This window comes from Cellvibrio sp. OA-2007, assembly GCF_000953825.1.
Classification (GTDB): domain Bacteria; phylum Pseudomonadota; class Gammaproteobacteria; order Pseudomonadales; family Cellvibrionaceae; genus Cellvibrio.
Window position 1 is genome coordinate 159,066 of record NZ_BBUL01000092.1, and the last position, 22,964, is coordinate 182,029.

At 49.9% G+C, this 22,964-nt stretch carries 17 protein-coding genes; 13 read left to right on the plus strand and 4 right to left on the minus strand.

Annotation, left to right across the window (positions count from 1 at the left end; translation table 11 throughout):
• Positions 1 to 20 precede the first annotated feature (20 nt).
• The 5 genes from creC to AWU77_RS13450 all read left to right on the plus strand — a co-directional run bounded on the left by creC (position 21) and on the right by AWU77_RS13450 (position 8,715).
• Positions 21 to 1,460 (plus strand): two-component system sensor histidine kinase CreC, encoded by a 1,440-nt coding sequence (gene creC / locus AWU77_RS13430; protein ID WP_062064282.1) that lies wholly within the window; start codon positions 21 to 23, stop codon positions 1,458 to 1,460.
• Positions 1,461 to 1,544: 84 nt separating this feature from the next.
• Positions 1,545 to 4,268: a polysaccharide deacetylase family protein gene (locus tag AWU77_RS13435; RefSeq protein ID WP_062064284.1), complete on the plus strand. Its 2,724-nt coding sequence runs from the start codon at positions 1,545 to 1,547 to the stop codon at positions 4,266 to 4,268.
• Positions 4,269 to 4,464: 196 nt separating this feature from the next.
• The gene (locus AWU77_RS13440) at positions 4,465 to 6,582 is read left to right on the plus strand and encodes a TonB-dependent siderophore receptor (RefSeq protein ID WP_062064286.1); all 2,118 of its coding nucleotides are present in this window, start codon (positions 4,465 to 4,467) and stop codon (positions 6,580 to 6,582) included.
• A 1-nt stretch (position 6,583) separates the two neighbouring features.
• A complete protein-coding gene (locus AWU77_RS20510; protein WP_062064289.1) occupies positions 6,584 to 7,177 on the plus strand; it encodes a hypothetical protein in 594 nt (197 codons plus the stop codon).
• Between the two features lie 29 nt (positions 7,178 to 7,206).
• The gene (locus tag AWU77_RS13450; RefSeq protein WP_062064291.1) at positions 7,207 to 8,715 is read left to right on the plus strand and encodes a PepSY domain-containing protein; all 1,509 of its coding nucleotides are present in this window, start codon (positions 7,207 to 7,209) and stop codon (positions 8,713 to 8,715) included.
• A gap of 92 nt (positions 8,716 to 8,807) precedes the next feature.
• Here the strand turns inward: AWU77_RS13450 and AWU77_RS13455 are convergent, their stop codons facing one another.
• Complete coding sequence (locus tag AWU77_RS13455) at positions 8,808 to 9,017, minus strand: addiction module protein (RefSeq protein ID WP_062064292.1); 210 nt, start codon at positions 9,015 to 9,017, stop codon at positions 8,808 to 8,810.
• 239 nt (positions 9,018 to 9,256) lie between these two features.
• Here AWU77_RS13455 and AWU77_RS13460 point away from each other — a divergent pair, with 239 nt between their 5' ends.
• Positions 9,257 to 11,611, plus strand: a complete 2,355-nt coding sequence (locus AWU77_RS13460) for a TonB-dependent receptor (protein WP_062064439.1) — start codon at positions 9,257 to 9,259, stop codon at positions 11,609 to 11,611.
• Positions 11,612 to 11,781: 170 nt separating this feature from the next.
• Entirely contained in the window at positions 11,782 to 12,582 is an 801-nt protein-coding gene (locus AWU77_RS13465; protein WP_062064294.1) for a PEP-CTERM/exosortase system-associated acyltransferase, read from the plus strand.
• Here AWU77_RS13465 and ggt read toward each other — a convergent pair.
• Complete coding sequence (gene ggt / locus AWU77_RS13470) at positions 12,571 to 14,268, minus strand: gamma-glutamyltransferase (RefSeq protein WP_062064296.1); 1,698 nt, start codon at positions 14,266 to 14,268, stop codon at positions 12,571 to 12,573. The genes AWU77_RS13465 and ggt overlap by 12 nt on opposite strands.
• A 227-nt stretch (positions 14,269 to 14,495) precedes the next feature.
• Between ggt and AWU77_RS13475 the strand changes: the two genes are divergently transcribed.
• A complete protein-coding gene (locus tag AWU77_RS13475) occupies positions 14,496 to 16,583 on the plus strand; it encodes a S46 family peptidase (protein WP_062064298.1) in 2,088 nt (695 codons plus the stop codon).
• Positions 16,584 to 16,662: 79 nt separating this feature from the next.
• On the opposite strand, the gene AWU77_RS13480 is transcribed toward AWU77_RS13475, so the two are convergent.
• The gene (locus AWU77_RS13480) at positions 16,663 to 17,943 is read right to left on the minus strand and encodes a hemolysin family protein (RefSeq protein ID WP_062064301.1); all 1,281 of its coding nucleotides are present in this window, start codon (positions 17,941 to 17,943) and stop codon (positions 16,663 to 16,665) included.
• A gap of 192 nt (positions 17,944 to 18,135) precedes the next feature.
• Here AWU77_RS13480 and AWU77_RS20860 point away from each other — a divergent pair, with 192 nt between their 5' ends.
• From AWU77_RS20860 to AWU77_RS13500, 4 genes are all read left to right on the plus strand, one after another.
• Entirely contained in the window at positions 18,136 to 18,759 is a 624-nt protein-coding gene (locus AWU77_RS20860) for an energy transducer TonB (RefSeq protein WP_062064303.1), read from the plus strand.
• 67 nt (positions 18,760 to 18,826) lie between these two features.
• A complete protein-coding gene (locus tag AWU77_RS13490) occupies positions 18,827 to 19,543 on the plus strand; it encodes a MotA/TolQ/ExbB proton channel family protein (RefSeq protein ID WP_062064305.1) in 717 nt (238 codons plus the stop codon).
• A gap of 3 nt (positions 19,544 to 19,546) precedes the next feature.
• Positions 19,547 to 19,960: a biopolymer transporter ExbD gene (locus AWU77_RS13495; RefSeq protein WP_062064307.1), complete on the plus strand. Its 414-nt coding sequence runs from the start codon at positions 19,547 to 19,549 to the stop codon at positions 19,958 to 19,960.
• Positions 19,961 to 20,244: 284 nt separating this feature from the next.
• Positions 20,245 to 21,582 carry an MATE family efflux transporter gene (locus tag AWU77_RS13500; protein ID WP_062064309.1) on the plus strand — a complete coding sequence of 446 codons (1,338 nt, stop codon included), beginning with the start codon at positions 20,245 to 20,247 and terminating at the stop codon, positions 21,580 to 21,582.
• Between the two features lie 40 nt (positions 21,583 to 21,622).
• Here the strand turns inward: AWU77_RS13500 and AWU77_RS13505 are convergent, their stop codons facing one another.
• Complete coding sequence (locus tag AWU77_RS13505; RefSeq protein ID WP_062064311.1) at positions 21,623 to 22,273, minus strand: glutathione S-transferase family protein; 651 nt, start codon at positions 22,271 to 22,273, stop codon at positions 21,623 to 21,625.
• Positions 22,274 to 22,376: 103 nt separating this feature from the next.
• Here AWU77_RS13505 and AWU77_RS13510 point away from each other — a divergent pair, with 103 nt between their 5' ends.
• Positions 22,377 to 22,931, plus strand: coding sequence for a TetR/AcrR family transcriptional regulator (locus tag AWU77_RS13510; RefSeq protein ID WP_062064313.1), 555 nt, complete (start codon positions 22,377 to 22,379; stop codon positions 22,929 to 22,931).
• Positions 22,932 to 22,964: the final 33 nt, after the last annotated feature.

The window sequence follows — 22,964 nt, forward strand, 5'->3', positions numbered from 1 at the left end:
CGCGATAAGGATTGCCCTGAGTGAAATTAAGCCTGCGCATTTTTCTAATGTATTTTTTATTGGTCGGCATTGGCCTGTTTACTTTTTTTAGCAATGCAGCCAACCAATTGCGGCCCATTGTGCGCCAGTCAGCCGAGAACGCACTGATCGATACCGCCAACCTGCTCGCTGAACTGGTGGTGCGCGATCTGCATAACAATCAATTTAATCGCGAGCAATTTACCCAGGCCATCGCCCGCTACCAGCAGCGCCAGCTCAATGCATCTATTTGGGATGTTAAAAAAACTACATCGGATATGCGCTGCTACATCACCGACCGCCAAGGTCGAGTGATTTTTCATACCGACCCGGATGAAATTGGCAAAGATTATTCGCGCTGGCTGGATGTAAGCAAAACGCTCAAAGGTCAGTACGGTGCGCGCACTACGCGTATAGATCCGAATGATGAATTAACCAGTGTAATGCACGTGGCCGCACCTATTTTTAACAATGGCGATTTATTTGGCGTGCTCACTGTGGTGCAACCGAATGCCAGCAGCGTGCCCTTTCTTGAATTTGCCCGCACCCAACTGTTAACCCAGGGCAGCTTGATTTTAATTTTCGCCCTGGCCATAGGCGCACTCTTAACTTATTGGCTCACTCACTCTGTTCGTCTCTTATCAATTTACGTGCAAAAAGTCAGGCAAGGTGAGCGTGTAACACCGCCGAAATTACACGAGCGAGAACTGGCAGAACTCGCAGAGGCAACTGAATCTATGCGCCGCGAATTAGAAGGCAAAGCCTATATTGAAAACTATGTACACACATTGACCCACGAAATGAAAAGCCCGCTGGCCGCCATTCGCGGTGCGGCCGAGTTATTGGAAGAAGGCGGCATGGAGGCCAATGCCCGACAAAAGTTTTTGCACAACATTGTTCACTCCGCACACCGCATGCAGGATTTAATTGATCGCTTACTGGCATTGGCCGCACTGGAAAACACCAATCAATTACATAACCCTGAGCCGCTGGATTTAGCCCAACTAGTCAGTGCTGAAATCGATACCAAACGCAGCCGTGCACAACAAAAACAACTTCAATTAGTGTTTACCGCACCACCCAACATTGCTGAAATAAAAGGCGATCGTTTTTTACTGCTGCAAGCCATTAGCAATTTGCTCGATAATGCCTTGAACTTTGCCAATAGCCAGAGCGACATTTTGATTCATATAGAACAACAAGCAGAACAGCTGGTATTAGTGATTCAAAACCAAGGCCCCTGGATACCAGATTACGCGCTGCCGCGTATTTACGAGCGTTTTTATTCGCTGGCTCGCGCCGAGGGCGCGGGGAAAAGTTCTGGCCTCGGTCTGAGTTTTGTACAAGAAATTGCCGCGCTGCACAAAGGTAGCATTCGTTTATGCAATGGTGGCACACTAGCGCAGCCTTGGGTTGAAGCGCGGCTCAGCATCGCCCGCTAAGCAATTAAGGACTCTACGGAATGCAGTCATTTTCTCCATACACCTGACTGCGGCAAACAATAATAGCGAGGAACATACAGGGTGATGTTTAAACAAATTCTGCTAATGCTGGTAGTGATAACCAGCTCATTACACGCTAGCGCCACAAGCAATCCAAACCCAACTGAAAAATTACTGGACGATATTGTCACCGCGCAGCGGGCGATGATATTGCTGCTCGACAAAAGCCCATCCAATGACCCGCTCTCTGATTATATTTTTGCCGCGCGCAATGCGTATGTGGTGAAGCAAGAAGGCATAGAACAATTAATCACACAGGCCGAGGCTGAGCAGTCATCGTCCAAACTGACGCAGGCCAGCGAAACACTCATTCGCTATACCCAAACAACACTGCAATCACACCCCGCCGATTTGCTCGCGTTTAATGATCTTTATGATGAATTAATGGCGTTGGAAAAAGCCCGTGCACTGCCCGCGCAGGAACTCGCTAAATTGGAACGCGCTGCGACAGATTATCAAAAAGCATTTGATCAATACCGCAGTGATTACAGCAAAGCACTGGATAAATTAACCACACGCGGACAGCAGTACGAGAGTTGGCTTGATTACATTAGTTTTCTCAACAGCCAATTTGATACTGCTCAACTCTTGCGTCACTACGCGCAGGAAAAAGCACAATTATTTCGCTATATGACACGCGGCGAAAACGATAGCAAAACCAAAAAAGATGCCTTGACCGAGACAACCCCCAAAATTATGTGGGGCAACGACTTGCCCGAAAAAACCGTAGTGCTCACTTTTGATGACGGCCCCCATGCGCGCAATACCGGTTTGGTGTTAGACATTCTCAAACAGTATGAAGTGAACGGTTACTTTTTTACGGTGGGGAGAAATTTGGGTGAAGCCGATGGCGAAGCAGTTACTAGCACACGCAATGATGCAATTACCAAACGCATTATTGCTGAAGGCCATATACTTGCCAATCACAGTTATAGCCACAGCATTCTTACTAAACTTGCCGATGAAGGGCGCAAAGCCGAAATCACCAAAACGAATTTGCTGATCAGTAACAGCCAGGGCTCAGCCAACACACTATTCAGACCGCCCTATGGCTCGCGCGACAAAGCCTTGGACGCACTTGCCAGCAAAGAGGGCATGATTTCGGTGATGTGGAATATCGATTCCATGGACTGGGCCGACCCGATTCCGGAATCTATTGCCGACCGCACCCTGCGTGAATTGGAGAAATATAAAAAAGGGATTTTGTTATTTCACGATATCCACAAACAAACCGTTAATGCACTGCCAACCTTGCTGACCGCACTGGCCAATGAAGGCTACCGCGTAGTCACACTCGACGGTCGCAGCTTCAGCGAAAATTCAACGGGCTTACCAAAAGTTCAAGCGCCCAAAACCGAATTTTATGGCACCAGCTGGGCAGTGGTGATTGGCATTAATCAATACCAATCCTGGCCAAAACTGGAATACGCGGTAAACGATGCACAAGCAGTTGCTGCGCGGCTTGAAACTAAATTGGGGTTCAAAAAAGAAAATATCATCGCCCTCTATGATGAAGAGGCCACCTCCGAGCGGATTACCGAGGTGCTCGGCTATCAACTAGCAGACCCCAATCTTGTTAAAGAAAATGATCGCGTTTTTGTTTTTTACGCAGGTCACGGTATGACCCGCGACCTGCCCAATGGCAAAGCACTGGGTTATTTAATTCCCGTCGATGCGGACACAAATAGATTCCAAAACCGCGGCATTAGCATGACGCAAATTAACGACTTCTCTGCGCTTATTCCCGCCAAGCATGTGTATTTTGTGATGGACTCTTGTTACAGCGGTCTGGCATTAACTCGCGCCGGTGTCAGTATTGGTCAATCACTTAATTACATCAATCAAATCACCGAGCGCAAAGCGCGGCAGATTCTCACCGCAGGCGGCGCCGATCAACAAGTCGCCGACGGCGGCCCCGGCGGACACTCGATTTTTACCTGGACTTTTTTACAAGCATTGGATGGCTTAGCCGATACCGACAACAACGGATACGTCACCGCTTCCGAGCTGGGTACTTATGTTGCACCAGTGGTATCCAGTTATGCAGAACAAACGCCCTCCTTCGGTAATTTGCTCGGCAGCGAGGGTGGTGACTTTGTATTTAAAATCAATAGCGATGCCGCAGCGGCCATTAATCAAAAATTAATTGCCGACTCAAAACGGATCGAAGCCGAATTAACCTCACTGCGGAAAGACACGTCTGAAAATGTGCGCCGCCGCTTGGAGTTGGAAATCGCCCTGGAAAAAGAACAGCAAGCGCAAACGACTAATACAAGTGCGGCAGCAAGCAGCAGCGCCACGGGTGATGCAACATCGAGCACTGCAGCAAAAACCTCGGAAGAACGCAAAAACCAAGCGCGGCGATTAAACGCATCGGCGATGGAATTTTTTAAAGAAAAGAAATACGCACAAGCAAAAAGCGAATGGGCGGAAGCAGTTCGGTTAAATCCGTACAACCCAACCATCGTCAACAATTACGCCTATGTACTCGACACCATGAATGAAAATGACGAAGCGCTGAAATGGTATTACCGCACCGTGGAGTTAGACGCGCGCCGCACCGCAGTTTACTGGAACCTCGGCGACATTATGGTAGAGCTGGGGCGCAAGCAGGATGCAATCCCCTACTACGAGCGCTTTTTACATTTGTACCCATCGTTTAAAGACGCCAAGAAAATTCGCGCCAAGATCGAAGAATACAAGCGCGAAATTGCCGCAGCTGAGGCGGCACTCGATACTCCAGAGTAAATCTGCCGCGCCTGATTCACAGGCACCAGTAGACCAGTTAAACGGGAGCTTCGGCTCCCGTTTCTTATTCAAGCCGGAGTTTTTTACCCATCAATACAGCAATCAATATCGTTTAGAATTAAATACCATTTGATATTGATTATCATTTATAAATACAATGGCACCCTATTCATCAGTACGGGAGAGCCATATCACCATGAATCAGCCGAAAGCCCTGCTTGCCAGCATCATCACCAGCCTGTTGTTTACTCCTCTTACCAGCTTTGCCGAGGAGCCAACCGGTAAGCTCAAGACGGTGAAAGTTGAAGCCAATGCCCTGGGCAATACCACTGAACAGACCGGCGCCTATACCACTGGTAGCATGAACACGGCGACCAAAATGGACTTGAGTGTTCGCGAGACCCCGCAATCGGTCGCGGTGATTACCAGCGCCCAGATTGAAGACCTGAACATCAGCACCATCAATGAAGCGCTGGATACCGCCACTGGCATCACCGTAAAACGTACCGAAACCGACCGCACCTACTTTGAAGCGCGGGGTTTTGATATCAATAACTTTCAAGTGGATGGTTTGGGCACCCCATTGCATTGGGATCTGCTGGAGGGCGATATCGACATGGCGCTCTATGATCGGGTGGAGATTATTCGCGGTGCTTCAGGTTTGATGAGCGGACTGGGCAGCCCGGCGGCGACGATTAATCTAGTGCGCAAACGCCCCACAGCTGAAACCCAAGCCAGTCTCAACCTGACTCGCGGGCGCTGGGACGATACCCGCGCGGTTTTGGATGCCTCAGGCTCACTGACCAGCGGCATTCGCGCCCGCGCGGTGGTGAGTGAACAAAGTAAGGATTCCCACCTGCAGGATTACCACAAAGATCTGTCCACCAGCTATGGCGTTATTGAAGCGGATTTGGGGCTTAATACCTTGCTGACCGCTGGTATCAGCCGCCAGAAAAGCGAGGCAGATAGCCCTATGTGGGGCGCCCTCACCCTGACCTATTTGGGTGATGATGGCAAAACCTACATGACCAACTTTGACCAATCTATGAATAGCTCAGCGGATTGGGCCTACTGGGATGTGCAAACCACCAAGAGTTTTGTCGAGCTGGATCACACTTGGGATAACGGCTGGAATACCAAAGCAACTTATACCCGTACCAAAACCCGCGGCGCACAGGAATTGCTTTATGTGTACGGCACCCTCAATGAGGATATGTCGGGCCTAGGTGGCTGGGCTGGAAAATTTGACCGCGAAACCGATCAGGAGCAATTCGACCTTGCCACCACCGGCAGCTTCACCACCGGTTCACTTAGCCATCAGTTTGTAGTGGGTTTTAATCAGGCAGAAAGTGATTTACAGGAACGCGCTCTTTACGATTACACCACCGGCAATGGCTTCCCGGCGATCGATAATATGGCGACATGGACTGGCGACACGCCTCACCCTACCTTCAATGATGAAGAACCAGGTTCGGCTATTACCGATAAACAAACCGGTGCTTATATCGCCGGTCAATTTAGCCTGAGTGACGACTTAAAACTCTTAGCCGGTGCCCGCGCCGCGCGCTATAACAGCAGCGGCAGCAGTTACGGCGCTGCGCAAGCTACCAACGAAGATGTGGTGGTGCCCTACGTCGGTTTAACCTACGACATCAGCCAACAACTGACCGCCTACACCAGTTACACCGAAACCTTCACCCCGCAAACCGAATTGGACGCACAACTCGACCGCCTCGCCCCCACCACCGGGGTGAACAAAGAGCTGGGTGTAAAAGGCGAATTTTTTGACGGCTTGCTGAACACATCGGTCGCGGTATTTGCCACTGAATTACAAGACTTTGCGATTCAACTGGGCTTTAACGAGGAGACCGGCAAGTTTTATTACGGCGGTGCGGACTATGAATCCCAAGGTTTTGAACTGGAGCTGGCCGGGCAAATCACCGATCAGCTGAAGATGACGCTGGGTTACACCAGCCTCACGGTAGACGATCACCAAGGCGAAGTCGCGCGCACTTTTACTCCGAAACAATCACTAAAACTCAGCGCCAGCTTCAACCCTGAGTGGCAACCGGCCTTAACCTTGGGCAGCTTTGTGGAATACCGCTCAGACACTTATCTGCGCGGCACTGTAATCAAACAGGATGCCTTAACACTGGTCGATACCTTTGCCCGTTATCAACTGAACGATCACGTCGCCTTCGGCCTCAATCTCAACAACATCACCAATGAAAGCTATTTGACCAGCTTTGAATATGCCCAGGCTTATTACGCTGAACCACGCAATATCAGCGGCTCAGTGACGGTGAAGTTTTAAGATGAACTCGCTGTTTTTATCCACCGTTAACCCTTGGTTTAGTTTGCTCGCCCTGCTGCTGATCGCGGCAGGAGTGGGCTTGCTCTACCGCGCATGGTTGCAGCCCAAGCGCCATTGGCCGCTGATTGCAGCCGGTTGGGGTGTGTTGATACTGGCGCACTGGCCTTGGTTTGCTGCTTTTGGGGTAGATCGCGGTTGGGCGCTAGCGGCGATGCTGCCGGGGCTAATCGCCCTGCTGTTGATTGCCTTGCGCACGCCTTGGCATGAGCGCCAACTGGCTGATCGGCGCAGCGATAAAAGTGCGCGCCCCGCTCAGCCATCACCCCCGTGGTACAGCCAGGTGCCCGGTCTGCTGGTGCAGATTCTAGTGACCGGCCTGCTCTCGCTAAGCGCTGCCTTGGGTGTGGCCTTGGTGGTGTATGCACTGCTGGATACCAGCTTGGTAAACCGCATGATGGCCGCTGCCTCTGTGGCCCTGCTGCTCTGGCCTGTATTAATAGTGTGGAGCCGCAGCCGCGATTCACTAGTCAAACCGGCGTTCTGGTTTATCGGCCTAAGTGTGGCCGGCTGGTTATCGACCCCAGCAATTTTCTAGCACTCCTCAATACTCGATTGGATTTCACTGTGACCAAATCATTCAAGCTTTCATCCTCCAGCGTGCGCGCCAACCTCAAGGCGCATTCAGGGCTAGGGTTATTTATTGTCGCCCTACTCTATTTGGTCTGCGTGACTGGGGTGGTCAGCGTTTATTACCCGGATATCGAACAATGGGAACAGGCTCATATCGCCAATACCGAAAATGTTACTGCGGAGCAGGTGCAGGCCGCGCTGGTGAATGTGTATCAACATCACCAACAGCAAGAAGCCCACAAGGGTGATGCAGCCGAATCCCTGGAGGATATTTGGGTCAGCCTGCCCACTGCCGATATGCCGCGTTTTACCGTGGGTGCCGCGCCCGCTCACGGGGAAAATGAAGCAGAAGAACACGAACACATGGAGTTTCACCTGAATGCCGATGGCAGTTTGGGTGAGACTGTGAGCCACGAGTGGACACATTTTGTGGTCAAGCTGCACTACGCCCTGACTATACCCGGCATTTGGGGTATAACCTTGGTGGGTATGATCGGCATGGTGCTGGTGGCCATGACCATTAGCGGTATTTTGGCGCACCCTAATTTGTTCAAAAATGCTTTCTCCCTGCGCATCAATCGCGGTGAACGCCAGCAACAAGTGGATCTGCACAATCGCATCGGCGTCTGGGCGACGCCGTTTATTTTGGCCATCGCCCTGACTGGCGCGCTGATCGGTTTAGGTCAGGTGCTACTGTTTACCTTCGCGACCGGCTTCCATAAAGGCGATACCACCGCGATCACCAACCAGCTCTATATGCCGCACCCGGAACCCAGCAAAGAGGCTGCCCCGCTAATGGACGTGACGCCGATTGTGGAGAAGTTCCAGCGCGATTATCCGGATCTGAAAGCCTACTTCCTCGCCATTCACTACCCCGCTACCACCGCCCAAACGGTTGAGATTGGTGCCTATGTACCGGATCGCCTGGCGTGGTACGACGCGATCCAATACAACGCGGCCGGCGAAGAAACCAAGCGCTTGGGTTGGCCAGATGGCGATGTCGGTATGCAGATTTATGCTTCCAGCTATCGCCTGCACTTCGGTCATTTTGGGGGCTTGCCGGTAAAACTCGTTTACACCCTACTCGGTCTGGGTTTGTGTTTTATCTGCGCCACCGGCATGAACATCTGGTTTCGCCGCCAACTGCAAGCCGGTACCCCGCGTCCCACCATCGAGCGTTTGTGGCTAGCCGCGGTATGGGGTTTCCCTTGTGCATTGGTGTTAACGGGGATTACTAACTTCTGGTGGCCAATGGCGTCGGTGGGTATTTTCTGGATTACCAGTCTGCTTCTGGCAGTTATCACTTTTACAAGCACTCAACGCCGCCAGATTTCGCAGGGCTTGCGCCTATTGCTCGCTGTGTTGCTGGGTTTATTGCTAGCCACTCACATCAGCCACTTTGGTTCGAATTCGTTGATCGGCGCCAGCCTGTTGGTAAATGGCTTAATCTTCTTTGCCCTGTTGGCGTTGGTGTTCGGCCTCAATACCACGCGATCGCGCTAAACATCAAAACGCACTTTGATCGAATCAGGATTCTGTCGGCAATCCAACACAGCAACCACATACGCTGTGCGCTCTTGTAGTTCATCCATGAATTAAGAACCATTCCGCAAGCCTGCTTTAACTTCTTGCCACGGCTTATGCTCGCCGCGCTGCAACTCTGCGCGACGCTCCGTTAGCACGTCTTCATGCCATGCAGGGCTTGGGTTGTAGTTTGGCTCGCGACAAAGTGAGTCCCATAGCTGTTCCATAGCCTGAATGCGCTCTGCCAAAGGGCGATCTGCAAGTTCGGTAACCAGTGACATAAAAATCTCCGCGATTGCACCTGACGAATAGTGCTCAAAGCTTAGCACTAGCCACCCTGTTCCGTCCCTCAAAAACACTAGGCTGACTCGCCCTGCTTAGGATTCGCTTTATTAAAGGTTGCCCAGTTAAATTGTTATAGTATAACATCACCAACAATTTCAAGCGCCAGCCTCCGTTTTTACAATCGGCGGGCAAGCGAACCGTTTTACGCGTAACTGTGGAGATACACATGTTCAGTATGAAAAAGACCCTTTTATGTTTGGCGATCACCGCTGTCAGTCACTCTGCATTCGCCCAGCATCAAGGCGTGGTGCGCGATGAGCAAGGCCAGCCAATTAGTAACGCCAAGCTCGATGTAGTAGGTTCCAACCTGCAGATTCGCGCCAATGCCCAAGGCGAGTTCAGCCTGCCGCCGCAGATCAATGGCGAAGTGGAGTTGCATGTAAAGGCGCCCATGTTTATGCATAAAACTTTTCATCTGAAACAGGGCGATCAAGCCGTCGATTTGGTATTGAGCAGCACCGCTATAGAAGTGGTGAATGTGATCGGCCTGCCTTGGCACGCATCCAATATGGAATCGGCGCAACCGGTGACGGTATTGGGCGGCGATACCTTGCGCGACCGTCAGGCATCCACTCTGGGTGAAACCCTCAAAAATGAAGTGGGTGTGCACTCCAACTATTACGGCCCGGTGGCTAGCAGCCCGATTATTCGCGGCCTTGAAGGCCCGCGTGTGCTCATCACCCAAAATGGTTTGGATGCGGGTGATGCTTCGCGCGTTGGCGCTGATCATGCGGTCGCAACCGAAGCCTCAACCGCGCGCCAAATCGAAATTTTGCGTGGTCCTGCCACCTTGTTTTATGGCAGCGGTGCAATTGGCGGCGTGGTGAATATTGTTGATGACCGAGTACCCCAAGGGCTGGATACCTATGGCGAGTGGCGGCTTGAGCGCGACTCGGTCGCCAACGACAAACTCGTCTCCGCCAGCGGCAATACCGGTGTGGGCAATGTCGGATTGCACTTGGATGGTTTTTGGCGCGATGCCGAGGATTACAAAATCCCCGGTGCCGCCGAAGTAGAAACCCATGAAGAACACGAAGAGGAAGACCATGAGGATCACGATGATGATCGCTTGGCCAACTCGGCAACAGAAGCCAAAGGTTTTAATCTGGGCACCAGTTACATATTGGATGAAGGTTTTGTCGGCGTCTCCTACGGCCACTTGGAGCGTCAATACGGCATTCCCGGCCACGGTCACGAGGGTGAAGAAGTGGATGTTTACGCGGATTTAAAACAAGACCGCGTGCAATTCCTAAGTGAACTGTCACTGGATCACGATATTTTCAGCGCACTCAATACTCGTTTTGGTTTTACCGATTATCAGCACAGTGAAATCGAAAACGGTGAAATCGGCACCACGTTTAATAACGAAAGTCAGGAAGCGCGCATCGATCTATTTCACCACCCCATCGCCGATTGGCGCGGGGCAGTAAGCCTGCATTTTAAACACTCGGATTTTTCAGCCGTCGGTGAAGAAGCCTTTACCCCGCCCAGTGCAACCAACACCCTTGCCATCGCCCTGATGGAAGAGCGTCACTTTGGCGATGTGTTAGTGCAACTAGGTGCGCGCATCGAACAAGTGAAAATTTCTGCCGATAATTTTCAAGTCGATTTGAATGACCATGACCACGACGAAGGCGAGCATGAAGACGAATACCTAAGCGTATTCTCCATCGACCAAAAATCTACCCCGTTTAGTGCCTCAGCCGGACTGGTGTGGGATTTCACTCCCGGTTACAACATCGCACTCTCTTACACCCATGCCGAACGCTCGCCATCGGCCGCCGAATTATTTTCCTTCGGCCCACATATAGGCTCAGGTTTATATGAAGTCGGTGCACTACTGCAACTAGTGGAAGATGAACCGGGTGAATTTCATTTTGATTTAGCCAGCGGCGATAGCGAGCTGGAAACCTCAAACAACATCGACCTTTCACTGCGCAAATTTGAAGGCGATTTCGGTTTTATCTTCAATGCGTTTTACAACCGCATCGACAATTATTACTACCTCGCCGAAACCGGCCTGACCTACGAAAGTGAACATGCTCACGGCGACGAAAGTGAAGCCGATGAACATGATCACGGCAGCGAGTTACCGGTATTTATTTACCAAGCGCGCGACGCCAACCTATACGGATTTGAAGGCGAAATTATTTGGCAATTAAGCGCACCGTTCAAACTCAGCCTCACCAGCGATTACATCCGCGCGCAATTAGATGAAGATAGCAATTTGCCGCGCATTCCACCGCTGCGTGTTGGTGCGCGCGCTGAATACGCGCTCGGCAACTGGCGCGCAGAACTTAGCGGCCAACATTATTTTGAACAAGACCAAACTGCCGCCTTTGAAACCAGCACCCCGGGTTACACATTGATGGATGCACAACTCAGCTATCAAATGCGCAGCGACCTGAAAATCTTCCTCAAGGGCAACAACCTCACCAACGAATATGCGCGTGTGCACGCATCATTCCTGAAAGACAAAGCGCCGCTGCCTGCTCGCTCATTTGCCTTGGGTATCAGTGGTAGCTTTTAGTAGTTAGTAGCAACTAGCGGTCATTTTTAATGTGCAAGCAGGTGACGCAAAAGTCACCTGCAAGATTCTGAATATACCAAGCTGGGCATAGATTGATTTAATTAGATGTTCACGTGACAAGGAGAGCTACAATCATTAGTGAGACGATTTAACAGGGAGATAAGGACACCATGAAATCGATCCATCACGCAAGCATTGAAAACATCAACCAACCCGCCCCAAAACAAAATGCTGCGGCATTGGCAAGCGATGAAGCGGAAAACATCGCGCAGCATTTTTCCCACTATTTAAAACCACAAATTGCCAAATCTGACCCGTTAAAACAAGAAGTGTACAAACTTCGCTATCAAGTTTATTGCGAGGAATTACATTTTGAAGAAACCAATGCAACACATATTGAACAAGATGAGTTTGATAGCCGCTCAATACACTGCTTTATTCGCCATATCAATACAAACGCGCTCGCCGGAACACTGCGGGTAATCGCCACCCGCAATACAGATGAGCTTTTACCAATGGAAAAGTTTTGCCCACAAGCGATTACCGATGAAAATCTGCGCCCCAGAAATTTTCCCGCGCACCAGATTTGTGAAGTCTCACGGCTGGCAGTACCGCTCAGCTTTAGAAAACGGCAAGTAGACCAATTTTCAGGAGGCGCTACCGGTGCAATCAATGAAACAATATTTTCCACACAAGAGCTGCGCTTTTTTCCTTACATTGCTGTCAGCTTGTATTTATCTGCAATTGCCCTGTGCCACAAAAGCAGAATTCACCATGTATTTGTGATGATGGAACCCAGGCTGGCGCGCAGCCTGAATTTTGTTGGCATTCACTTCACCCAAATTGGCGCACCGGTGGAATACCACGGCAAACGCGCCGCGTATTATGTGGATATCCGCCAACTGCGCAAAAAAATGAGCATTGGCTATCGCAAATTATTGGCGATGATAGAGCAGGAATTATTTAGTTGAATTCTGCAAAATTACTCGCGGCTCGGCCACAGGCACCAATTTTCCATCGCGCAATTGAATTGCTTGCGATGCGCCCATGCTGGGCCAGATTTTTAATTCATGGCCTTTTTTCTGTAGTGCCTGTTGGATTTCAACCGGCATAGCAGACTCTACAAATAATAAATTCGGGTTCCACTGCTGATGAATACGCGCTTGCGCCATCGCCTTTTCTACCGGCATAGAGTCATTCAGCGCATACAACAAGGTTTGTACTACTTGCGAAATAATCGTCGGGCCACCGGCTGCGCCGAGTGTCATTACCGGCTCGCCATTTTTAAACACCAGTGTCGGGCTCATACTGGACAGTGGCCGTTTGCGCGCCGCAATCGCATTGGCATCTGAGCCCACCAAACCAAAGGCATTGGCAGCACCGACTTGTGCAGAAAAATCATCCATTTGATTGTTCAACACCACACCGGTGCCGGGTATAACTACTTTACTGCCAAAACTGGTATTGACCGTGGATGTAATTGCCACCCAATTGCCATCAAGATCTGCAGCGGCAATATGCGTGGTGTGTTTCTGCATCAAATGCTGAATATCCACATCTGGATTGCCTGCGGTGATATCCGCTGTGGTTTTTTCCAGACTGATTTTTTGTGCTATAGCTTTTGCATAGCGTTTATCCGCGATACTCAACGGCACCTTGGTAAAATCACTATCACCCAACCAGTGTGCGCGATCGGCAAAAGCAAACTTCATCGCCTCGGCCATTAAATGGTAGCGCTCCGCTGGGGCTAATTTATTTAAATCAAATTGCTCAAGAATATTTAAAATTTGTGCAACGTGCATACCGCCGGAACTCGGCGGCGGAAAACCATAGAGTGTATAACCGGCAAATTCCGACACAATCGGCTTACGCATTTTGACCTGATAATTAGCAAAGTCTTTACTGGTGATCATGCCGCCATTAGCGGCCATCCAGCGCCCGGTTTTTTTCGCAAAATCACCGCTGTAAAAATAACTAGAACCCTGTTTGGCAATGGAGCGATAAGTTGCCGCCAAATCTTTTTGTTGCAGCAGTGAAAAGGCGGATAGCGGTTTATTATTTTTATCCAGATAAATCGCTGCACTGGCTGGAAATTTCGCCAAATTATCTGCCGTTGCTGTTATGCGCTCTGCCAGTGCAGGTGAAATAGAAAAACCTTTTTCGGCCAAATCTGCCGCCGGTAAAATCACCTCGCGGAATGTTAATTTTCCGCCCAGTTTTTGCAATTTATCAAACGCCGCAACTGAACCTGGAATGCCTGCCGCCAACGCGCCAGTGCGACTCAATTCCGGATTGGCTTTACCATCCACCACAAACATATCGCGTGTTGCCGCCGCCGGCGCCATCTCGCGGCCATCAATCGCAAATATTCGTCCATCGGCCATGCGCACTAAAATAAAACAACCACCGCCAATGCCGGAGTTGTGGCCATCGACCACACCGAGCGTAAACGCAGCGGCAATCGCTGCATCAATCGCATTGCCACCGCGCGCGATGGTGTCTATAGCAATTTGTGTGGCATAAGGATTGACCGTAGCAACCGCCGCCCGCTCATCGGCACTGACTTGCGCATATTGACTGGGTTGACTGTCAGCCAACACTGGCAGGACTGAAAATAACGCGCAAACGCCAAGCAATAGGACAACTAACTTTTTCATAACAACAACCAAATTTATGTGAAGTAAAGTGGAGTTTATTACCTGCGAGAGGATTCGGCTACCGTTAAGAATCCCGTCATGGAAATGACTAGCCACCTTGGTCTACACTGCAAAAATAATTTATTGCTGCATTCCACCCACCATTGCAAGAATCGTCTAACTATTATTAACTCACCAATCACTAGCAACTCACCAACAATTATTCACTTACTGGCAGGAGTTTACTTATGCGACTAATAACAAGGGCGTTATTGCTGAGCGGTTGTGTATTAGCGGCCAACAGCATGCTGACATTACCGAGTGTTGCCGCCGAAGGCATGTGGACTATGGATAATTTGCCCCATACAACACTGGAAAAAACCTACGGTTTTAAACCGACAGCCACATGGCTGCATAAATCCATGCGCAGTGCGGTGCGGCTGGCCGGTGGTTGCTCTGGTTCATTTGTCTCTGCGCAGGGCTTGGTGCTGACCAATCATCACTGTGTGATCGGCTGCGTGGAAGACTTATCCAGCGAGAAACAAGATCTGATCAACAAAGGTTTTCTCGCAAAATCTTTGAGTGAAGAAAAGCAGTGCCCCGGCATGGAAGTGAATCGTTTGGAGAAAACTGAAGATGTGACTGCGCGCATGCAAAAAGCGCTCGCAGGTTTGTCGGGCAAAGCATTTAGCGAAGCAAAAAAAGCCGAGCAGTCACTGATTGAAAAAGCCTGCGTCGGCGATGCTGGCGATGAGCGCCGCTGCGATATTGTCGAGCTCTATGGCGGCGGCGAATATCACGTGTATCAATATTCGCGTTATCAAGATGTGCGCTTGGTATTTTCACCAGAATACGCCGCAGGATTTTTTGGTGGTGACCCCGATAATTTTAATTTCCCCCGCTACAACCTCGACATGAGTTTATTGCGTGTTTATGATCACGCGGGGAAACCACTCGTCAATGCAGATTGGTTTCCTATCAACCCCAAGGGCGCAAAAGAAGGCGAGCTGGTGATGACACTCGGCCACCCAGGCTCCACCCAGCGCCAGTTGACCATGGCGGAATTGGAAACACAGCGCGATCTGGTATTGCCTTTTCGGTTGATGCTCGCCTCTGAATATCGCGGCCTGCTGTTGCAATATTCAACCCAGAGCGAAGAAAAAGCGCGCATTGCACAAACGGAATTAACCATGGTGGAAAATGGAATTAAAGCGCGCACCGGAATGTTTCAAGCACTTCTATCGCCGAGCGTGATGCAAAAAAAACGCGAGCAAGAAAATACCTTTCGCGCCTGGGTCAGTAGCGATGCTACACGCACGCGAACCTATGGCGACCCTTGGCAAACCTTAAGCGATACACAAACCGCGTGGCGCAATCTCTACGTAGATTATGTCATGGTGGAAATTGGTTTTGGCGCTATGTCCCAGCACATAAACTGGGCGCGCACACTGGTGCGCGGTACCACTGAAAAAGCCAAACCCGATAATACCCGCTTGCGTGAATTTTCTGATGCCAGTTTACCGGCAGTACAAGCCGGTCTGTTTGCCGAGGTCCCACTCTATTCGGATTTTGAGCGCACCAAGCTCGCTTGGTCGCTGAGCAAGTTGCGTGAAAAGCTCGGCGTTGATAATCCGGTGGTGAAAAGTATTTTGGGCAAACAATCACCAGAAGCCTTGGCCAATGAAATTGTCACTCACAGCAAGTTAGGCGATGCAGCAGTGCGCAAACAATTATGGGAAGGTGGCGTCGATGCGATAAAAAATAGCGATGATCCAGCGATTAGACTCGCCTATTTAATTGATGAGCAGGCGCGAAAATTCCGCACGGATTACGATCAAAATATTGAGCCAGTACAAAAGGCGGCGGCCAATCAATTAGCCAAAGCGCGTTTTGCCTATCAGGGCACGCGGGTTTACCCAGATGCAACTTTTTCGCTGCGTTTATCCCACGGGGTGATTCGCGGCTGGGAAGAAAAAGGCAAAACGATTCCGCCCTTCACCGACATTGCTGGGCTGTTTGATCGCGCCACCGATTTTGATCCCTTTAAACTGGCGGACAGCTGGGTTGCAGCGCAGAAAAAATTGGATAAAAAAACACGCTTTAATCAGGTGTCCACCAATGACATAGTCGGCGGCAATTCAGGCAGCCCGTTAATTAATGCAAAGGGTGAATTAGTCGGTCTGATTTTTGATGGCAATATCAATTCACTGGGTGGCTCGTACTTTTTTGATGAATCGGTAAATCGGGCCGTATCGGTTCACCCCGCCGCAATGACGGAAGCCTTAAAACAGGTTTATAAGGCCAAGCACCTGGTTAAAGAACTTAAGCTGGACTAACACAATTTCTGTCAAAAAAAATCCTCGCTGAGATTTATTTCAGCGAGGATTTTTTATAGCTGGAAGTAACTGAATTCTATTATTCTTCAGCGATACAGTAGGCGAGCACTTTATCGATCCGGCGACCATCCATATCGACAATTTCCAACTGCCAGTTTTGTATTACCACTTTATCGCCAGTGGCGGGCATACGCCCCATCAGCAACATAATCAAACCATTGAGCGTTTGGTAATTACCCTCTTCCGGCAAGTCATCAATCGCCAAGCAATCTTTTAAATCCACAATGGGCAACATGCCATCCAGCAATAGCGAACCATCATCGCGACGAATCACAAAAGCGTCTTCACCTTCACCTAAAATAAATTCACCGGTAAGCGCTTCTAATAAATCTTGCAAGGTAACTATGCCTTTTAGGTCACCGTACTCATCCACCACAAATACCATTTGGCTGTGCGATGAACGGAAAAATTCCAGCAATTCCATCGCAGTGAGCGATTCCGGCACTACATGACAAGGCTGCGCCATGGATTCCAGATCCACTGTGCTGCCGCGTATCGCCTCGGCCAACAATTCTTTGGCGTTGATAACACCAATTAAATTGTCATTCTGTTTGGTGCAAACGGGAAAGCGCGAGTGCGGCGACTTCATTACTCGCTGATAATTTTCTTCCAGTGGCAAGGCGGTATCCAAATACACCACATCCGAACGCGGCACCATTAATGACACAATGCTACGCGCTTCCAAACGCAATACATTTTTTACCATCGCATGTTCTTGCTGCTCCAAAATACCGGAGCTGGAGCCTTCATCCAGAATTGCGTGAATATCCTCTTCGGTGACCTGCTGGTTTTGGGTGTGATGAAAACCCATCATGCGCATCAATGCGCGGGTAGAGCCCGATAAAAAATACACAAACGGCTTGGTGATAATGGCGAGTATTTGCATCGGTTTTGCCACAAAACAGGCAATCCGTTCAGCGCTAAGTTGGCCGATACGTTTGGGCACCAATTCTCCCACCACTATCGACAAATACGTCACCACAACTACCACTAAAATGGTGGCGAAATTATCACTGAAATGAACCGGCACACCGAAGGTTTGCAGCCAGAGCGCAAATGGCTCAGCGAGAATCGATTCGCCAAAAATACCATTCATAATACCGATTGAAGTGATGCCGATTTGCACCGTAGACAAAAACTGGGTGGGGTCTTCCGCCAAGCGCAACGCAACCTGCGCCGAGCTATTGCCCTTGGCGGCAAGCGCCATTAAACGGGATTTTTTTGCAGTGACAATGGCGATTTCAGACATCGCAAAAAGGCCGTTCAAAACAATCAGGCCGAGTAGTACAAAGATTTCCATGGAACCCTACTGATAGTGCGCCTTCACGCGGGAGGCCGAGTATAACACCAGCAGCCACGCACAACGCCAGCCCACCCCTCTATCGATATAGCCATTCTGTTTTGCTGATCGCATTGCCTTTAGCAATGAGAAGTATTATCATTAGCGCCATATTATTATTCACATTTCCAATACTCTCCACAGCAGTTACCGATGCACTCAAAACACGCTTCTCTTATCTCTTTGCTGCTCGTTATCAGTGCTCATGCCGGGGTATTTGCGGCAGTGATGCTATCCAAGTCTGAGCCCAAGCCCGTTGAAATCGTGATTCCCACCATTCAAGGCATGTTGGTTATGGCTGAACCGGAACAGGCACCCCCACCTCCACCAGACCCCCTGCCACCACCGGAAAAAAAGCCTGAACCTAAACCAACACCAAAACCGCCACCCAAGGCGCCACCTTCGGAACGCGCGGTCAAAGCACCAGAACCTGAGCCACCACCGGTAGAACAGCCAGCGGAACCAAAACCGGCAGAGCCTGCGCCCCCGGCACCTATAGTTCCACCCCGTGCAGAAGCCGGGCAGCTGAGTAATCCGGCACCTGTGTACCCGAGTTTATCGCGCCGGTTGCGCGAGCAAGGCACGGTGGTATTGGAGATCCTGATTAAAGCTAACGGCACAGTAGGCGAGATCAAAATCAAAACCTCTAGCGGCTTTAAACGCTTGGATGAGACTGCGGTAAAAGCCGTGAGCCGCTGGCGCTACCTGCCGGCAACACAAGGTGGTCAAAAAATCGATTTTTGGTACGAACAGCCGGTTGAATTTAATTTGCGCTAATTCTTTCGCTTTTTAACTTTTTATTTTTCTATCTTTTATTTTCTATTGCTTGTAGTCAGAGGTTTTTATGGATTCACCTTATGGTATTGCCTCCATTTGGCAGCAGGGCGATCTGCTGATCAAAGGCGTTGCGATTATGTTGTTAATTATGTCCATCGCCAGTTGGTGGGTCATTGTTGTGCGCGCTTGGGGCTTATGGCGTTTACGTCGCCCTGCGCAGGGCTTAAATGATTTTTGGCACGCACAAAGTTTTGCCGAAGGTTTACGCACCCTTGGTGAAGATCGCGCAACACCCTTCCGCCACTTGGCCGAGGAAGGTCAAGCTGCACTTGATCATCACAGCAATCACAAAACCGATTTACACGGCCACTTACCACTCGCCGAATGGCTGACCGCTTGTTTACGCGGCTCGATTGACGAAAGTGCCGAGCGCCTACAGCGCGGCCTGGCGATTCTTGCCTCGGTTGGCTCTACCGCGCCGTTTGTGGGTTTGTTTGGCACTGTGTGGGGGATTTATCACGCACTGGTTGGGATTGGTATTTCTGGCCAAGCGAGTATCGATAAGGTTGCCGGGCCAGTGGGCGAAGCGCTGATCATGACGGCGTTTGGTTTGGCGGTCGCTATTCCTGCGGTACTGGGTTACAACGCCCTCACCCGCGCCAACAAAGGTGTGCTCAATAAACTCAACCGTTTTGCACATCAACTGCACGCTTACTTTATTACCGGCAGCCCTATGCAAAATAAAGGTGCGATCACCAAACTCACTCCACGTAAAGAGGGTTAAGCCATGGCCTTCGGCGGTGGACTCGACGACGATACAGAGGTAATGAACGAAATCAACATGACGCCCTTAGTGGATGTGATGTTGGTATTGTTGATTATTTTTATCATCACAGTGCCAGTATTAACGCACTCGGTAAAAGTAGATTTACCCAGAGCGGATAACACCCCCAATGAATTAAAACCGGAAACGGTAAACCTCTCAGTGAATGCTGAAGGACAAATTTATTGGAATGAAAATCAGATAAATATGGAAGAACTGGAAGTGCGCCTGCTAACTGCAGCAGCGCAACAACCGCAGCCCGAAGTGCATATTCGCGGCGACAAAGCGGTCGCCTATGAACATGTGATCAAGACCATGGCGGCGGTACAGCGATCAGGCATTTTAAAATTAGGATTTGTCACCGAACCCGGCAATTAGCCGGGTTTGTTGTTAATGGGCATTGTTATTGGGAATTGTTACTGGGTAATGGATTTGGGCTGAGGCTCCAACCGCCAGGGTTTGCCATCGCAAATGGCATAACTTGAACACCCAGGCTGACAGCCGCGACAAGGTAAGCGCGCTGGGGTGGTGTTATCTGCTGCAGTATTGGGCTTTTGTGACATAGAATCTCCGCAATAAACTCACTGGATTGATGTGACCTGTGCTTTATACGTAAAGGGCGAGCATTTAGGTGAGTGCAGCGCACCGATTGAGACAACACTATGCAGCAGGCATCCCCCGCCGAGATCCACCAGAGCACCAGTCACCGCAATATCATTCGCTTAGCGATTCCCATTATTCTGGCTAATGCCGCCGTTCCTTTGTTGGGTTTGGTGGATACTGCCGTGATTGGCCATAACGGCACCAGTGCAGATTTGGGTGCGATTGCGTTTGGCTCATTGATATTTTCATTTGTGTATTGGGGCTTTGGTTTTCTGCGCATGGGCACCAGCGGTTTTACCGCACAAGCTGCCGGCGCAGGCGATCACAATGAAGTGCGCGCTGCCTGTTTGCGCGCGTTATTGCTCGGCGCAGCCATTGGCCTGAGTTTGATCATCGCCCAATACCCGCTCAAGCATTTTGCCCTCTGGTTACTGCATGGCAGCAAGACTGTCGAGCAAGGTGCGGCAGAGTATTGGCAAATCCGCATTTGGGGCGCACCCGCTACACTCGGCACCTATGCGATTGTGGGCACGCTGATCGGTTTGGGGCAGACGCGAAAACTGCTCTGGTTACAACTTTTACTCAATGGCCTGAACCTATTACTGGATGTTATTTTTGTTGCAGGTTTTGATTGGGGCGTGCGCGGCATTGCGCTGGGAACCTTAATATCTGAATGGATCGGTTTTGTTGTCGGCGCCATTATTTTGTTTAACCTTTTGCGACCTGAGCATCGCGCACCCTTTGCGACTTGGCCCGCTATTTTTCAACGCACCGCCATTGTCCGCACCCTGAAAACCAACAGCGATATCATGTGGCGCACCCTATTTATGCTCGCGGGGTTTGGTTGGTTCGCCAATCAAGGCGCACAATTTGGCGACACAACCCTGGCCGCCAATCACATACTGCTGCAATTCATTTCATTCTCGGCGTTTTTTCTGGATGGTTTTGCCTTTGCGTTGGAATCGCTGATTGGCAAAACCATGGGCGCCAAAAATCGTAAATTATTTGATCGCGCGATTATCGCCTCAACACAAATTGCAGCGTTTAGCGCCTTGGGTTTAATGCTGATAGTGGGTTTAGGTGGAAGCCAGTTCATCCATTGGCTAACACCACTAGCGACAATACAAAATGCGGCGCAGGGTTATTTGCCCTACGCCGCAATTTACATTCTGGTTTCATTTGCCGCGTTTCAATTAGATGGCATTTTTATCGGCGCTACCGCCAGCCGCGCCATGCGCAATGCCGCGCTGGTATCACTGCTGATATTTTTAAGCGCCGCAGAAATATTAACGCGCACCGCAGGCAACCATGGCTTATGGCTTGCTTTTATTATCTACGTAATCGCTCGGGCCATTTGCCTTGGCTATTACCTACCGCAGCTGCGGCGACAAATTTGAAAATGCTATGCAGCGATATATTTTCAAGCTTGCCGCGACCTTATTTCACTATTGGAATAAACACATTTTTCGCCGCAGGTCGCGCAAGAATACGCATTGCATAACTACGCAATACACTGTCTTTACTCACCAAATCCAAATTATGCGGCGCATTCACTAAATAGGTAATCATCGGAGCAAGCAAAATATCCGCTAAGGAAAATTGATTTCCCACCAAAAAATCTTTCCCACCTAGTTGCTGCTCTAAAATGCCGACTACTTGAATCACGTCGGGAATAGCGGCAGCAACAACGTCTTCGCGCACACTGCCATTTGGGCCTTTGGGAAATAAAAATTCCAGCAGATAATTGCGCACTATGGCCTTATCAGCATAGGTAGTGATCGCCGCACACCACTGATCCACTTCTGCTTTTTGCCATGCATCCTGCGGCTGCAAGCGGGCTTGGTTGTACTGATTATCCAGATAACGGCAAATGCTTTGTGTTTCATAAAGCGGACGATCAGCATCTAACAATACCGGCACTTTGCTAAACGGATTAATTGTTTTCAACGCAGGGCTGCGCAAGCTGTATTCCTGACCATTAACCGCGGTGCCCAAGGTGTAGGTTAACCCTATCTCTTCACAACAAAATTGCACTGCACGGGTAAAACTACTGAATTGCACACCCACAATATGAATTTGATGGCTCATAAATAACTCCTTTGTATTGATTTAAGAACGGCTGTTTTTCCTTGGCAATCTTCTATCGCTACCATAATATGATCAAGAACATATTTTAAAGCGGAGGTACACCATGGCATGGAAAGAGTCACACAAGCAGGAGTCGCGCGAGCGGATCGTTAATGCGGCGGCTGAATTATTTACCCGTAAAGGTTTTAATCAGGTCGGTATAGATGAGGTCATGACGCAGGCAGGTTTGACACGCGGTGCATTTTACGCCCACTTCAAGTCCAAAATTGACCTGTACGAAGAGGCAATCATCGCGGCGGGAAACGCAGCGGCACAGCATTTTAGTGAGCATGTAACTGACACCAATAGCATCATTAATCATTACTTAAGTGAAGGTCACCTTACTTCTACCAGCATTCGCTGCCCTCTGCCCTGTTTGGTAAGCGATGTCGCCCACGATGATGAACGGGTAAAACAGATCTATACCCGCCTCTATAAAGGTTTTACCAAACACCTCGGCAGCAATAACGGTGGGGCAGATGAAGAAGACAATGCGCTACTCCAATCCGTACTGATGATTGGAGGCATGGCACTGGCGCGCAGCCTCACGGATGAAACACTCGCAAAAAAAATCTTATCCCTGACCAGCAAAGCTGCACAACAAATTAAACCCAAGTGATGTGTATAAGCACCACCAAAAGACTCATCGCGC

Bases quoted from the DNA above. Each gene is read 5' to 3' on its own strand.
- AWU77_RS13435 (WP_062064284.1), top strand. From the start codon at position 1,545: ATGTTTAAACAAATTCTGCTAATGCTGGTAGTGATAACCAGCTCATTA.
- AWU77_RS13440 (WP_062064286.1), top strand. From the start codon at position 4,465: ATGAATCAGCCGAAAGCCCTGCTTGCCAGCATCATCACCAGCCTGTTG.
- AWU77_RS20510 (WP_062064289.1), top strand. From the start codon at position 6,584: ATGAACTCGCTGTTTTTATCCACCGTTAACCCTTGGTTTAGTTTGCTC.
- AWU77_RS13455 (WP_062064292.1), bottom strand. From the start codon at position 9,017: ATGTCACTGGTTACCGAACTTGCAGATCGCCCTTTGGCAGAGCGCATT.
- AWU77_RS13460 (WP_062064439.1), top strand. From the start codon at position 9,257: ATGAAAAAGACCCTTTTATGTTTGGCGATCACCGCTGTCAGTCACTCT.
- AWU77_RS13465 (WP_062064294.1), top strand. From the start codon at position 11,782: ATGAAATCGATCCATCACGCAAGCATTGAAAACATCAACCAACCCGCC.
- ggt (WP_062064296.1), bottom strand. From the start codon at position 14,268: ATGAAAAAGTTAGTTGTCCTATTGCTTGGCGTTTGCGCGTTATTTTCA.
- AWU77_RS13475 (WP_062064298.1), top strand. From the start codon at position 14,496: ATGCGACTAATAACAAGGGCGTTATTGCTGAGCGGTTGTGTATTAGCG.
- AWU77_RS13480 (WP_062064301.1), bottom strand. From the start codon at position 17,943: ATGGAAATCTTTGTACTACTCGGCCTGATTGTTTTGAACGGCCTTTTT.
- AWU77_RS20860 (WP_062064303.1), top strand. From the start codon at position 18,136: ATGCACTCAAAACACGCTTCTCTTATCTCTTTGCTGCTCGTTATCAGT.
- AWU77_RS13490 (WP_062064305.1), top strand. From the start codon at position 18,827: ATGGATTCACCTTATGGTATTGCCTCCATTTGGCAGCAGGGCGATCTG.
- AWU77_RS13495 (WP_062064307.1), top strand. From the start codon at position 19,547: ATGGCCTTCGGCGGTGGACTCGACGACGATACAGAGGTAATGAACGAA.
- AWU77_RS13500 (WP_062064309.1), top strand. From the start codon at position 20,245: ATGCAGCAGGCATCCCCCGCCGAGATCCACCAGAGCACCAGTCACCGC.
- AWU77_RS13505 (WP_062064311.1), bottom strand. From the start codon at position 22,273: ATGAGCCATCAAATTCATATTGTGGGTGTGCAATTCAGTAGTTTTACC.
- AWU77_RS13510 (WP_062064313.1), top strand. From the start codon at position 22,377: ATGGCATGGAAAGAGTCACACAAGCAGGAGTCGCGCGAGCGGATCGTT.